The 12,672-nt window shown below is 72.3% G+C and carries 9 protein-coding genes; 5 read left to right on the top strand and 4 right to left on the bottom strand.

All coding sequences use genetic code 11. From position 1 onward, the window contains the following. The first annotated feature begins 79 nt into the window (after positions 1-79). Positions 80-1,339, top strand: a complete 1,260-nt coding sequence (locus CRP51_RS10850; RefSeq protein WP_245880502.1) for an anhydro-N-acetylmuramic acid kinase — start codon at positions 80-82, stop codon at positions 1,337-1,339. Here CRP51_RS10850 and CRP51_RS10845 read toward each other — a convergent pair. The 4 genes from CRP51_RS10845 to CRP51_RS10830 form a co-directional block, all read right to left on the bottom strand. Further along, on the bottom strand, positions 1,294-3,429 hold the full coding sequence (locus tag CRP51_RS10845; RefSeq protein WP_245880501.1) for a putative bifunctional diguanylate cyclase/phosphodiesterase: 2,136 nt from the start codon (positions 3,427-3,429) through the stop codon (positions 1,294-1,296). The two genes, CRP51_RS10850 and CRP51_RS10845, sit on opposite strands and share 46 nt — an antisense overlap. After that, positions 3,426-4,238 (bottom strand): SAM-dependent methyltransferase, encoded by an 813-nt coding sequence (locus CRP51_RS10840; protein ID WP_097230866.1) that lies wholly within the window; start codon positions 4,236-4,238, stop codon positions 3,426-3,428. Before CRP51_RS10840 ends, CRP51_RS10845 begins: the two co-directional genes overlap by 4 nt. A 324-nt stretch (positions 4,239-4,562) precedes the next feature. Next, positions 4,563-5,774, bottom strand: coding sequence for a transglycosylase family protein (locus tag CRP51_RS10835; RefSeq protein WP_097230865.1), 1,212 nt, complete (start codon positions 5,772-5,774; stop codon positions 4,563-4,565). A 352-nt stretch (positions 5,775-6,126) separates the two neighbouring features. After that, positions 6,127-7,029: a phosphatase PAP2 family protein gene (locus CRP51_RS10830; protein ID WP_097230864.1), complete on the bottom strand. Its 903-nt coding sequence runs from the start codon at positions 7,027-7,029 to the stop codon at positions 6,127-6,129. Positions 7,030-7,656: 627 nt separating this feature from the next. On the opposite strand from CRP51_RS10830, the gene CRP51_RS10825 reads away from it, so the two are divergent. The 4 genes from CRP51_RS10825 (at position 7,657) to CRP51_RS10810 (ending at position 12,664) form a co-directional block, all read left to right on the top strand. Then, positions 7,657-8,844, top strand: a complete 1,188-nt coding sequence (locus CRP51_RS10825; protein ID WP_097230863.1) for an ROK family transcriptional regulator — start codon at positions 7,657-7,659, stop codon at positions 8,842-8,844. Positions 8,845-8,972: 128 nt separating this feature from the next. Then, entirely contained in the window at positions 8,973-10,493 is a 1,521-nt protein-coding gene (locus tag CRP51_RS10820; RefSeq protein WP_097230862.1) for a sugar ABC transporter ATP-binding protein, read from the top strand. Between the two features lie 113 nt (positions 10,494-10,606). After that, complete coding sequence (locus tag CRP51_RS10815; protein WP_439333149.1) at positions 10,607-11,557, top strand: ABC transporter permease; 951 nt, start codon at positions 10,607-10,609, stop codon at positions 11,555-11,557. A 60-nt stretch (positions 11,558-11,617) separates the two neighbouring features. Then, positions 11,618-12,664: a substrate-binding domain-containing protein gene (locus CRP51_RS10810; RefSeq protein ID WP_439333148.1), complete on the top strand. Its 1,047-nt coding sequence runs from the start codon at positions 11,618-11,620 to the stop codon at positions 12,662-12,664. Positions 12,665-12,672: the final 8 nt, after the last annotated feature.

Genomic DNA, 12,672 nt, shown 5'->3' with positions numbered 1-12,672 from the left:
GGACAGCGTTCATCCTACCGAGCCGCGACCGGCCGACCGTACGCCGTTTCCGCCCACCGGGCCCTGGCGCGTGGTGGGGATGCTCAGCGGGACCTCGCACGACGCGGTGGACGCCGCCGTCGCCGAACTCGCCTTCGAGGGCGACCCCGAGGCCGCCCCCGAGCCCGGCGCCGGGAGCGCGCGGGAGCGCGTGGTGCTGCGCCCGCTGGGCGCGGTGAGCGAGCCGCTGCCGGCCCCGCTGCGCGCGGAGCTGGTCGCGGCGCTGCCGCCGGCGGGGACCACGCTGGCGGACGTCTGCCGGCTGGACACCGAACTGGGCCGCCTCTTCGGCCGGGTGGCCGCCCGCGCGGTGGCCGAGGTGGCCGGCGGGCGGGCCGATCTGGTCGCCTCGCACGGGCAGACCGTCTTCCACTGGGTCGAGGGCCCCCGGGCGCGCGGCACCCTGCAACTGGGCGCCGCCGCCTGGATCGCCGAGGCCACCGGGCTGCCCGTGGTCTCCGACTTCCGCACCAGGGACATCGCCAGGGGCGGGCACGGCGCTCCGCTGGTGCCGCTGCTGGACGCGTCGCTGCTGCTCGGCGGCGCCGAGGAGACGCTGCTCCAGGCCGCCGGCCGGGGCGTGCTCAACCTCGGCGGCATCGCCAACATCACCGCCAGGGACGCCGCCGGCCGGCTCGTCGCCTACGACCTCGGCCCGGCCAACGCGCTGATCGACGCCGCCGTCGCCGAGACCAGCGGCGGCGCCCGCCGGATGGACACGGACGGCGCGGCGGCCGCCAGGGGCCGCGTCGACCGCCCGCTGCTGGCCGCGCTGCTGCGGGAGCCCTACTACCGGCTCCCGCCGCCCAAGTCCACGGGAAAGGAACGCTTCCACGGCGGCTACCTCGCCTCCCTCACGCCCCCCGGCGCGGTGGCGGGGGACGATCTGGTCGCCACCGTCACCGAGTTGACGGCGGAGCTGGTCGCCGCCGCCTGCCGGACGCTGGGCCTGACCGAGCTGCTGGTCTCGGGCGGCGGGCTGCGCAACCCGACGCTGATGGCCCGCGTGCGGGCGCTCGCCGCGCCGACCGAGGTGCGGCCCACGGACGCCGAGGGAATGCCGTCCTCGGCCAAGGAGGCGCTGCTCTTCGCGCTGCTGGGCTTCCTCACCGTCCACGGGCTGCCCGGCAGCCTGCCGGCGGCCACGGGCGCCGCCTCCGCCGCCGTCCTCGGCTCCCTCACCCCGGGCGCGGGGCCGCTGCGGCTGCCGCCGCCGAGGGCGGCGGCACCGCGCCGGCTGGTGCTCGCCCCGCCTCAGACGGCCTCTGGCAGCCGCTCCGGGGGACCGGGCCGCGCGTAGAACCAGCCCTGCGCCGAGTCGCAGCCCAGCTCCCTGAGCTGCTCGGCCTGGGTCGAGGTCTCCACGCCCTCCACCGTCACCGAGAGCCGCAGCGCGTGGGCGAGCGAGACGATGCCCTCCACGATCTTCAGGTCCACCGGGTCGGCCGGGTCGCGCTGGAGGCCCTGGGTGAACGAGCGGTCCAGCTTGAGGGTGTTGGCCGGCAGCCGCCGCAGGTTGGCGAGGTTGGAGTAGCCGGTGCCGAAGTCGTCCAGCGCGATCCCCACGCCCAGCTCCGCCAGCTCCCGCAGCGGCCGCAGCTCGTTCTCGTCGGCTCTTATCATCGCCGTCTCGGTCACCTCCAGGCACAGCGCGCTGGGCGGCAGCCCGGCCTCCTCCAGCACCGCGACGGTGTCCTCGACCAGCTCGGGGTGGTGCAGTTGGCGCGGGGAGAGGTTGACGTTCACCCGCAGCGGGCGCGGACCGCCGATGCCGCGGACCTGCCACTGGCAGGCCTGGCGCACCGCCTCCTGGAGCACCCAGCGGCCCAACGGCACGATCAGGCCGGTGTGTTCGGCCAGCGGGATGAACCGGTCGGGCCCCAGCACCCCGTGGCGCGGATGGCTCCAGCGGACCAGCGCCTCGGCGCCCTCCAGGCTGCCGTCCTCCATCCGCACCAGCGGCTGGTACTCGATGAAGAACTCGCAGCCCTTCAACGCCGCCGGGAGGTGGTGGGTGAGGTGGTGGCGGCTGATGGCGCGCGCGTCGGAGTCCGGGTCGGCCAGCGCGTAGCGGTTGCCGCCCTCCGCCTTGGCCCGGTACATGGTGATGTCGGCGCTGCGCAGCACCTCGGCCGAGGTGAGGTTGCGGGTGGGGCCCTCGACGACGCCGATGCTCGCCCGCACCATCAGCTCCCGGTCGCCGACGGTCACCGGGGTGGCGAGCGCGTCCAGCGCCCGGCGGGCCAGTTCGGCCACGGAGTCCACCGTCGGCGGGTCGACGAAGAGCGCCACGAACTCGTCGCCGCCGATCCGGGCCAGCATCTGGCCGGGCCCGGAGGCGCACGGCTGGAGCCGTTCGGCCACCGCGATCAGCAACTGGTCGCCGACCGCGTGCCCGAGGCTGTCGTTGACCGCCTTGAAGCCGTCGAGGTCCAGGTAGCACAGCCCGACCCTGCTCTGCGAGGAGCCGGCGGCCAGCGCCTGCTCCAGCCGCTCGAAGAACATCGAACGGTTGGGCAGGTCGGTCAGCGCGTCGTGGGTCGCCTGGTAACGCAGCCGCAGGTTCAGCAGCCGGCGCTCGGAGACGTCCTCCACCATCACCAGCATGTACCGCGGCTCGCCCTCGGCGTCGCGCAGCAGGGAGACCGTGAGGTTGGTCCACAGCACCGTGCCGTCGCTGCGGCTGTAGGGCTTCTCCACCTGGTAGTGCTCGCGCTCGCCCCGCATCAGCTCGCGCTGGAGCCGCCAGACCTCGGGGGAGTCGTCGGGGTGGGTCCAGTCCAGGACGTTGCGCCGGCGCGGCGGCGAGGCGCTGCCCATCATGCGGGCGAAGGACTCGTTGGTGTCGATGATCTCCCCGTCGATGCCGGCGATGGCGATGCCCAGCGCGGCGTCGCGGAAGACCGCGCGGAAGCGGGTCTCGCTCTCGTGGAGCGCGTTGGCGATCTCCGTCTGCGCGGTGAGTGCCGCGACCGACAGCGCCTCCTGCTCGCTGCGGGTGCGTTCCTGCAGCGCGCGGGCGAAGCCGGCGGCGATGGCGTGCTGGAGCTTGGCGCAGCGGCTGCGGCCCTCGTCCGGGCCGAGGACGGCCGGGTCGGCGCAGTAGAGCAGCAGATAGGCGTCGATCACGCCGAGCGCGCGGGTCAGCGCCTCGGGCGCGGTGCAGTGCGCGGTGACCAGCGCCTCGCCGACGGAGACGCCGGGGCTCGGGTCGAAGGACCGGGCGCGCAGCGCGATCGCCAGCCGCTCGCTCAGGGCGACCAGCAGGTCCTCGAACTCGCGCTTGGTCATGGACGTGGCGGTGGCCGGGTAGAGCGCGCGGCACCAGATGGTGGCGAACCGCCGCAGTCCGTCCGGCGGAAGGTGATGGGTCGGAACGGTCTCGGTCACGCCTTGCGCCCCACCCCGACGATGCCGCTGAACGCCATCGGATCCTCGTCCTCGATCTGTCCGTCCGGGCGCCACCGCCCTATCGGCACGAGCCCCGGGTCGACCGGCTCGAAACCCTCGAAGAAGCGCGCGACCTCGGACTCCGCCCGCATGACCAGACGGCTTCCGCCGTCCCGGTAGATCTCCGCGACCCGGCCGCACTGCTCCACGGTGACCGGGCCGTTGTCGCCCGAGGCGTGCGAGAGCACCAGCAGGCTGCCGGGGGCCAACGCGTCGCGCAGGGTCGCCACCCGCTCGTGCGGCTTCTCCTCGTCCTCCAGGAAGTGCAGCACGGCGACCAGCAGCAGCGCCGTGGGCCTGCTCGGGTCCAGCAGCTCGCGGGCCTCCCGGCTGGCGAGGACGGCCTCCGGCTCGCGGAGGTCGCCCGTCAGGATGCCGGTGCCCGGCACCCCGCTGAGCACCGCGCGGCTGTGCGCGACGGCGACCGGGTCGTTGTCCACGTACAGCACGCGGGCGTCGGGCGCGGCCTGCCGGGCCACCTCGTGCACGCTGCCGAAGGTCGGTATGCCGGAGCCGATGTCGAGGAACTGGGTGACACCGCACTCCACGGCGTAGCGCACCGCACGGCGCATGAACGCGCGGTTGGCCTGCACGATCTTGGGGATGCCGGGGAACGCCTCCAGGGCCCTGCGGGCGGTGATCCGGTCCACCTCGAAATTGTGCGAGCCCCCGAGGTAATAGTCGTACACGCGCGACACGCTCGGCACCGACAGGTCAATGCCCTGCGGCGCCCAGGTGGGTCGTTCCATCGACGTCTCCAATGTCCCCTGCATACGCGCTCATTGGCCCCGACGGTCGAGACTACTGACCGAGTGCCAGTTCAGGGAAGGAAACGGAAGGGCAACCTCCCCCTGCTGGGGGGTTAGTGGAGCATCTGTCCCGATTGGCGGGCGCGACCGTGGTCCTCTTCCCGGTGAATCCCGAGGCCATTCCGGACGACCGTGATCCGGGGGATTCCGAAAGCCGGGAGGTCACGGCCGGTCAGTTCGTGTCGCGCGGGGGCGAGTTCGGCCAACCTGCCGGGAGGAACGGATGTGCCACCCCTCCCGACCCCTCGCCGCCGCGCCGGCCCCTCAGAGGCTGACCCCGTTCGACCGGAGATAGGCGACCGGGTCGATGTCGGTGCCGAACGACTCGCCGGTGCGGATCTCGAAGTGCAGGTGCGGGCCCGAGGAGTTCCCCGTCGAGCCGGCGCGGCCCAGCCGCTGCCCGGCGCTGACCGGCTGGCCGTCGGAGACCGAGATCGCCGAGAGATGGGCGTACTGGCTGTAGTTGCCGTCGGGGTGGCGGACGATCACCTCGTACCCGAAGGACCCGGCCCAGCCGGCGGAGACGACCTGGCCCTCGGTCACGGACTTCACCGTGGTGCCGGTGGAGACGGGGAAGTCGACTCCGGTGTGGTAGCCCTGGGACCAGGAGCTGCCGGAGGCGCGGTAGGCGGTGCCGGTGCCCGCGTCGACGGGGGAGTGGAAGGTGGCCGCGGGTTCGGGTTCCGGCTCGGGTTCCGGCTCCGGCTCCGGCTCTGGTTCGGGCTCTGGCTCCGGCTCGGGCTCGGGTTCCGGTTCGGGCGCCGGCTCCTCGGCGCGGTCGCCCTGGACCTCGTCGGACCGGACCTCGGGCTCCGCGTCCTCGGCGGCCTCGCCCGGCTGGAGGGTGAGCCGCTGCCCGGGGAGGATTAGGTCCGGGTTCCCGCCGACGGTGGAGCGGTTCAGCTCGTAGAGCGAGCGCCAGCCGCCGGCGACCCGGTGCTGGTCGGCGATGCCGGAGAGGGTGTCGCCGCTGATCACCTCGTAGCGCTCGGGGGCCTCGACGCTCGCCGCGGCGGGGCGCACGTCGCCGGCCGCCTCCGCGGCCGGCTCGCTCTCGGCGGCCGGCCGGGCGTCGGGGTCGATCTCGGGCGCGGCGCCGTCCCTGGTCAGCCCGGCCTCGACGGAGCAGGTCGGCCACGCCTGCGGGCCCTGCCCGCGTAGCACGGCCTCGGCCACCGCTATCTGCTGGTCCTTGGTGGCCTGGTCGGCGCGGGGCGCGTACTCCGTGCCGCCGTACGCCTCCCAGGTGCTCTGCTGGAACTGGAGGCCGCCGAAGAAGCCGTTGCCCGTGTCGATGGACCAGTCGCCGCTGCTCTCGCACTCGGCGACCAGCTCCCAGGTCTCGACGGGGGCCGCGGAGGCGCCGCTGGCGCTCACCAGCGGAAGGGCCAACCCTGCTCCGCCCGCCGTCACGGTCAGTGAGGCGCGGGAGACCGCGCTCGGCCGATAGCGGCGGTGGCGGCCACGTCCGGACATTCCTCGTCCCCTCCCCGGAGAAAACCCGTGATCCGCGTCAGTTCTCCTCTGGGACACGGAAGTTGGGCACCACGATATGGCGCGACAATGCCGTGGGCAAGGGAGTGAAAGCGGAACGTGACGTGTGGGCCGGTACGAGGAACGGTCTCGTCCGGTACTGGTCGAGTTTTGTCGGGACCCTCGTTGAACGTTGCGTTGACCGTCGGATTCTGAGCGATAAACAACGATGGAATGATCAAAGTGGTGGGGGCGAGCGGGCGTTTCCGGCCCGGCTCTCCGGGCGTCCTCCGGGGGAAAACGAAGGGGCGGGCGCCCCGAGGCGCCCGCCACCTGGTGGTCCCACCCGGTCCGTTCAGCCGTCCCTGGGGGTCAGCTCCGTATCCGGACCGGTCAACTCCTGTCTCTCCTTGGCCAGCCCGGGACGCGCGGCGCCGACCTCGGGTGCCGTGTGGGCGTCGGTGACCTCGGTGGTCGGGACGGTGGCCGTCGGGCTGCCGTCGGCGCTCACCCCCCGGCGGCCGGCCGCCTCGGGCTCCACCGGGAGCGGCGTGCGACGCGGCGGGCGCAGGAAGTAGACCACCGCGCCGAGGATGGCGCAGGCCACCAGGCCGTCCATCCAGTAGTGGTGCGCGGTGGCCACCACGGCGGTGACCGTGATCAGCGGATGCGCCAGCCACAGCCAGCGCCACCGGCTGCGGGTGGCGACGATCAACCCGACCGCGACCAGCACCGACCAGCCCACGTGAAGGGAGGGCATGGCCGCGAACTGGTTGGCCATCGAGTCCGGGTCCGGTTCGTCGTAGACCGCGGGGCCGTAGACGATGCCGGTGTCTATCATGTCCACCCGGTCGAAGAGCCGGGGCGGGGCGAGCGGCACCAGCAGGTGCAGCACCAGGCCGCCGGCCGTCAGCCAGGTGATCACCCAGCGGATCCAGACGTAGAAGCCGGGACGCCGCCAGTACATCCAGATCAGGAACGCCACCGTCGCCGGAAAGTGCACGGTCGCGTAGTAGACGTTGATGAAGCGGATCAGCGCTTCGCTGTGCAGCACCATGTCCTGCACCCATGCCTCGCTGGGCAGGAAGAGCGCGCGCTCCAGGTCCCAGACGCGTTCGGCGTTCGCGTAGGCGTCGTCGAACTGCCCGTTGGCCACGCGTCTGCCCAGCTTGTACGCGAAGTAGAGGGCGCCGACGAGCAGCAGCTCCCGGACCAGCGGCGGGCGCCGGCTCTGCTCGGGTCTCTGGGGCCGCCGCATTCCGCGGAGCAGCTGGGACGTTCCGGTACGAGGCATAGGCAGTGTTCCCGAATGCAGGAGGTGGTCGCGGACTGGCGCGGCGCGAGGGAACCCGGCTCCGTCTCCCCCGTTGGTCCTCGGTTCCCCCTCCGTGAGTTTACGGCGCTCCCCCTCTCGGATGCCCCCGGGTGACCGGAGCACACCAGGGCCGCACGCCGGGCACACCGGGCGTTCACGACCGGGTCCGCGTCAAGCGGAAGCCCCGTCGCGCGCCCCCGCGCTCCTCAACGCGTCGACGCGCCCGCCACCGTTCGGGTGGTTCGGGCGCGCGAAGGGCCGCTCACGCCCGGCTGAGTGCCCGTTCGTCCCGGTGGCGCCCGTCCGGGCGCCGACCCGGGAGGGCGCGGGGGAGGGGAAAACGGAACGCGGCGAGGGGCGGCTGCGGGGCGACGTGCGGGGGGCGGGGGACTTCGCAGGTCAGAGGGGTGGCTCGCGAGGCTTTGTCCTCAACGAGGAAGAAGTTTCAGCGATTCATGCAGAACTTCTTCCCTGCCCGCCTTCACGCTGCTACATTCCCTCGGCAAGCCCGGTACGGACCTCGTGTCGGGGATCGATGCCGACGGTGGCGGGAGGGGCAGCGTGAGGCGCATGACGGCTCGGCCCGCGAACGCGCACCAGGCGCGGCTGCTTCGGCTGCTGCGGGACGCGGGCCCCAGTTCCAGGGCGCAGCTCGGCGACCAGATCGAGCTGTCGCGTTCCAAGCTGGCCGTGGAGATCGACCGACTGCTCCAGACGGGACTCGTGGTCGGCGACGGTTTCGCCGCCTCCCGGGGCGGACGCCGCTCGCACAACGTGCGGCTCGCGCCGGAACTGCGGTTCCTGGGCGTGGACATCGGCGCCACGTCCCTCGATGTGGCCGTCACCGGGCCCGAGTTGGAGATCCTCGGCCACCTCACCGAGCGGATGGACGTCCGCGAGGGGCCCGTCGCGGTCTTCGAGCAGGTCCTGTCCATGGCGGAGAAGCTGCGGAACGCGGGCCTGGCCGAGCACTTCGACGGTGCCGGGATCGGCGTTCCCGGCCCGGTGCGCTTCCCCGACGGCGTGCCGGTCGCGCCCCCGATCATGCCCGGCTGGGACGGGTTCCCCGTCCGCGAGGTGCTCAGCCAGGAGCTCGGCTGCCCGATCATGGTCGACAACGACGTGAACCTGATGGCGCTGGGCGAGCGGCACGCCGGAGTCGCCCACTCCGTCCAGGACTTCATCTGCGTCAAGATCGGCACCGGCATCGGCTGCGGCGTCGTGGCCGACGGCAAGGTGCACCGCGGTGCCACCGGCAGCGCGGGCGACATCGGACACATCCAGGTCGAGGCCGACGGGCGGCAGTGCCCCTGCGGCAACCGGGGCTGCCTGGAGGCGTACTTCGGCGGCGCCGCGCTCGCCAGGGACGCCGAACAGGCGGCCAGGGACGGCCGTTCCGTCGAGCTGGCCTCGCGGCTGGAGGCGGCCGGCGCGCTGACCGCGTCCGACGTGGCCGGGGCCGCCGCCGCGGGCGACGTCGCCTCGCTCGATCTCATCCGCCAGGGCGGCGCGCGCACCGGACAGGTGATCGCGGCCCTGGTCAGCTTCTTCAACCCCGCGCTCGTGGTGATCGGCGGCGGGGTGACCGGCCTCGGCCACACCCTGCTCGCCAGCATCCGCACCCAGGTCTACCGGCAGTCCCTGCCGCTGGCCACCGGGAACCTGCCCATCGTCCTCGGCGAACTCGGGCCCGTCGCCGGGGTGACCGGCGCCGCCCGCCTGATCAGCGACCACCTGTTCAGCTACACCCCGACCTGAGCCGTACCGACCCACCCCCGGGCCGCACCGCGGGCCCGGCCGGCCCGTGACGGCCGGCGCACCACCGGCACCGCCGCAGCCCTACCCCCGCATGTCCGCGCACCGGCACCGTTGCCCAGGAGACCAGCATGGCAAGCGCGCCACCACCGATACTCACCCTCTCCGGCATCACCAAGTCCTTCCCCGGGGTCCGCGCCCTGGACGGTGTGGACCTGGAGGTGCTGCCGGGCGAGGTGCACTGCCTGCTGGGCCAGAACGGCGCGGGCAAGTCCACCCTGATCAAGGTCGTCGCCGGCGCCCACCAGCCGGACACCGGCGAGATCACCTGGCAGGGCGAGCGGGTCGCCCTCTCCAACCCGGTCTCGGCGATGCGCCTGGGCATCTCGACCATCTACCAGGAACTCGACCTGGTGCTCCACCTCTCGGTCGCCGAGAACGTGCACCTGGGCCACGAGAGGGCGACCGCCGGCTTCGTGCGCCGCGGCGAGGCCAGGACCCGCACCTCAGAACTGCTGGCCAGGCTCGGCCACCCGGAGATCCACCCCGACACCATCGTCGGCGACCTCTCCTCCGCAGGCCAGCAGATCGTCAGCATGGCCAGGGCACTGTCCCACGACACCAGGCTCATCGTGATGGACGAGCCGTCGGCCGTGCTCGACCCCGACGAGGTCGGCAACCTCTTCCGCATCGTGGAGAACCTGACCGCCGACAACGTGGCCGTCGTCTACATCTCGCACCGGCTGGAGGAGATCCGCCGCATCGGCGACCGGGTCACCGTGCTCAAGGACGGCCGCGCCGTCGCCCGGGGCCTGCCGGCCAAGGAGACCGCGACCAAGGACATCGTCGCCCTGATGACCGGCCGCGACGTCGAGTACTCCTTCCCGCGGCGCGCCGCACCGTTCGACTCCGCGGCGGACGAGCCGGTGCTCGTCGCCGAAGCGCTCACCCGCGCCGGGGAGTTCGACCCGCTGGACCTGGAGATCCGGCCCGGCGAGATCGTCGGCCTGGCCGGCCTCGTCGGCTCCGGCCGCTCCGAGATCCTGGAGACCCTCTACGGCGCCAGGACCCCCACCGGCGGAACGGTCCGCGTCGAGGGCAAGCGGCTGCGCCCCGGCAGCGTCATCTCCGCGGTCCGCGCCGGCCTCGGGCTCGCCCCCGAGGAGCGCAAGGCGCAGGCGCTGTTCATGTTGGAGTCCGTGACCCGCAACGTCTCGATCTCCTCGCTGCCCCGCTTCTCCCGGGGCGGCTGGCTGGACCGCTCCGGCGAACGCGATGCCGCGCACAGCAACATCAAGGAGCTGTCGCTGCGGCCGGACAACCCGGACGCGGCGATCCGCACCCTCTCCGGCGGCAACCAGCAGAAGGCCGTGCTGGCCCGCTGGCTGCTCCGCCGCTGCAAGGTCCTGCTGCTCGACGAGCCCACCCGAGGGGTGGACGTCGGCGCCCGGGCCGAGTTGTACACCCTGATCCGCCGCCTGGCCGACGACGGCGTCGCCGTCCTGCTGGTCTCCAGCGAGATACCCGAGGTCCTCGGGCTCGCCGACCGGGTGCTGGTGCTGCGGGAGGGCCAGGTGGTGCACACCGCACCGGCCCGGGAGCTCGACGAGCACCGGGTTCTCGACCTCGTCATGGAAGGGAGCCAGGCGTGACCACTGGCGCCACCCCAGAACCGTCCGCGACCGCCTCGCTCGACAAGCCGGCGCCACCGGGCCCGCCCCCGGCGGCCGCCACCGGAGACAAGGGGCCCGGACAGGGGCCGAGGCTGGTCCTCGGCAAGCTCTTCGACCTGCACACGCTGTCGCTGCTCGGCGTGCTGGCCATCCTCTGCGTGATCGGCGCGATCACCGCGGGCGATCAGTTCCTGGACACCAACAATCTCCAACTGGTGCTCACCCAGGCTTCCGTGATCGGTGTCGTCACCGTCGGCATGACCTTCGTGATGATCGGCGGGGGCATCGACCTCTCCGTCGGCGCCATCGTCGCCCTCGCCTCGGTGTGGTGCACCACGGTCGCCACCCAGGAGTTCGGCATGGGCGGCATGATCTTCTGCGCCCTGGCGGTCGGCGTCGGCTGCGGCCTGGTCAACGGCGTGCTGATCGCCTACGGACCGATGGTGCCCTTCGTCGCCACCCTCGCCATGATGGTCTCGGCGCGCGGCCTCTCCCTGGAGATCACCGGCGGCTCCACCCAGATGGTCACCGTCGACTCGGTGCTCGACCTCGGCCGGCGCGACTCCTACATCCTCGGCATCCCCCCGCTGGTCATCATCTTCGCCGTGATCACCGCCCTCGGCTGGGTGCTGCTCAACCGCACCACCTTCGGGCGCCGCACCGTGGCCATCGGCGGCAACGCCGAGGCGGCCCGGCTCGCCGGCATCGCGGTCAAGCGCCAGCGGCTGATGATCTACGCCCTGTCCGGACTCTGCTGCGGCATCGCCGCGTTCATGCTCGTCGTGCTCTCCGGCTCCGGCCAGAACACCAACGGCAACCTCTACGAGCTGAACTCCATCGCCGCCGCCATCATCGGCGGAACCCTCCTCACCGGCGGTCGCGGCACCATCATCGGCTCCGTGCTCGGTGTCCTCGTCTTCACGCTGATCACCAACCTCTTCGTGCTGAACAACCTGGAGAGCGCCTTCCAGCAGATCGCCACCGGCGCCATCGTCGTGGCCGCCGTGCTGCTCCAGCGTCGATCCGCCAGTCACACCACCTAGGCACCCGCACCACTCTGACTGACCGCGTTTTTTGACCATGGAAGGTTCCTCCTCATGAACATGCCCTCAGGACTGGGCCGCAGAGGCCTCCTCTTCGGCGGAGCCGCCGCCGGCGCGGGGGTCTTCCTCGCCGGCTGTACGAGCAACGAGAGCAACGACGACGACAGCGGCGGCTCGGAGCGGAACCAGGCCGCCTCCAACGAGGAGTCGGGCCCGGACGTCACCATCGGCTTCGCCGGCCCCCAGGCCGACCACGGCTGGCTCAGCGCGATCAACGAGCACGCCAGGAGCCGCGCCGAGGAGTACGACGACGTCACCCTGGAGATCACCGAGGGCTCCAACGACACGGCGCAGCAGATCGGCCAGATAGAGAGCCTGATCAACAGCCAGGTCGACGTCCTGGTGATCCTCCCGGCCGACGGCCGTTCGCTGACCCAGGTCGCGCTCTCCGCGATGAACGCCGGCATCCCGGTGATCAACCTCGACCGCGTCTTCGACACACCCCAGGCGTACCGCTGCTGGGTCGGCGGCGACAACTACGGTATGGGGTTGAACGCCGGCCACTACATCGGCGAGCAGCTCAAGGACGTGGAGGGGGCGAGGGTCGTCGAACTCTCGGGCCCGGACAACCTCGAACTCACCGTGCAGCGCACCCAGGGCTTCGACGACGCGCTCGCGAACTACCCGAACATCGAGAAGGTCGCCCGCCAGGCGGCGGAGTTCACCGTCGAGTCGGGCCAGGACGTCATGTCCGGTCTGCTCCAGGCCGTTCCCGAGTTCGACGCCCTGTGGAACCACGACGACGACCAGGGCGTGGGCGCCGAGCGCGCCATCGACCAGGCCGGCCGCGACGAGTTCTTCATGGTGGGCGGCGCCGGTTCCCAGCACGTGATGGAGGCCATCCAGGCCGACAACACCGTGCTCAAGGCCACGGTGCTCTACCCGCCCACGATGGCCGCCTCGGCGATCGACCTGGCGAGGGCCTGCGCCCAGGCGAAGGGGATCGGCGGGCTCGCCGAGTTCGAGATCCCGTCCTTCATCCAGCTCTACTCGGCCGTCGTGACCAAGGACAACGTCGAGCAGTACCTGCCGACCGGTTTCAACTGACAGGGATC

The sequence above is a fragment of the Streptomyces zhaozhouensis genome, from assembly GCF_900230195.1.
Taxonomy (GTDB): Bacteria; Actinomycetota; Actinomycetes; order Streptomycetales; family Streptomycetaceae; genus Streptomyces; species Streptomyces zhaozhouensis.
Note: the sequence above shows the minus strand (reverse complement) of the source record. Positions and strands in the feature narration are given on the sequence as shown.

Excerpts from the sequence above, each read along its gene's own strand:
- CRP51_RS10840 (WP_097230866.1), bottom strand. The coding sequence starts at position 4,238 with ATGGAACGACCCACCTGGGCGCCGCAGGGCATTGACCTGTCGGTGCCG.
- CRP51_RS10820 (WP_097230862.1), top strand. The coding sequence starts at position 8,973 with ATGGCAAGCGCGCCACCACCGATACTCACCCTCTCCGGCATCACCAAG.
- CRP51_RS10810 (WP_439333148.1), top strand. The coding sequence starts at position 11,618 with ATGCCCTCAGGACTGGGCCGCAGAGGCCTCCTCTTCGGCGGAGCCGCC.
- CRP51_RS10825 (WP_097230863.1), top strand. The coding sequence starts at position 7,657 with ATGACGGCTCGGCCCGCGAACGCGCACCAGGCGCGGCTGCTTCGGCTG.
- CRP51_RS10835 (WP_097230865.1), bottom strand. The coding sequence starts at position 5,774 with ATGTCCGGACGTGGCCGCCACCGCCGCTATCGGCCGAGCGCGGTCTCC.
- CRP51_RS10830 (WP_097230864.1), bottom strand. The coding sequence starts at position 7,029 with ATGCGGCGGCCCCAGAGACCCGAGCAGAGCCGGCGCCCGCCGCTGGTC.
- CRP51_RS10850 (WP_245880502.1), top strand. The coding sequence starts at position 80 with ATGCTCAGCGGGACCTCGCACGACGCGGTGGACGCCGCCGTCGCCGAA.